This window comes from Paraburkholderia sp. RL17-373-BIF-A (genome assembly GCF_046030175.1).
In the GTDB taxonomy this organism is placed as follows: Bacteria; Pseudomonadota; Gammaproteobacteria; order Burkholderiales; family Burkholderiaceae; genus Paraburkholderia.
In genome coordinates this window covers 1-692 of record NZ_JARESO010000356.1, presented here as the reverse complement: position 1 = coordinate 692, position 692 = coordinate 1, and the positions used below count along the sequence as shown (strand labels likewise).

The following is a 692-nucleotide window of genomic DNA, read 5'->3' as shown; positions in this document are numbered from 1 at the left end:
GGCGAGTTCCATGCAGCGGATCTTGTTGTCACCCTCCAGCCGCGTGTCGATGACAGTCAGGATGCTGCCTGAGTCCGGATTGTTCCGGTGGTTGAACAGCACATCGCGCACCTCTGGACGGCTCAGGTCCTCTGTCAATCCAGAGAAGACGATCCCGGAAAGCATTCCATCGGTCAATTGATCGCCGTTGCGCGAGAGAAATCCCAGCGAGACTGCCGTCTGATGAAAGGTCGCCCCGCTCAAGGACACCCAATCTAAGCGCGCCCCGCTCAGGTCAGTGCGGCTCAGGTCCGCCCCGCGCAGATCCACCAACAAAGATAGCTTCGCCCCCCGCAGGTTCGTTCCGCTCAGGTTCGCCCCGCCGCTCAGGTCCATCCCGCGCAGATCCGCCTCGCGCAGATACAGCTGGCGCGGGGCCCCCTTGTCCCCTTCGAGCAAAGACCGTCTCCCCTGCGGAATACCTAGAAACGATTCCCGGTACAGATAGTGATCAGCCGCGTGCCAGGCACTTTCCTGCTCCAGAACTGCCCGGAGGTCTTCGAGCGTCCCGCCCTCGATAGCAAAAGACTCGGAGGTCGCGCCGCTTTCTACTGTAAAGGTGAGGACGCTGCCGTTCGCGTCGGTGTCCTCGGAGACCTTCAGTTCCCCACCATGCTGCAGTGCTACCGAAACAGAACGATTGCCCGGGCGCC

At 61.7% G+C, this 692-nt stretch carries 1 protein-coding gene; it reads right to left on the bottom strand.

Going from position 1 to position 692, the window contains the following annotated elements; genetic code table 11:
* Window positions 1–692: pentapeptide repeat-containing protein (locus tag P0D80_RS50840; protein WP_408296475.1), on the bottom strand; the 692-nt coding region annotated here is incomplete at both ends.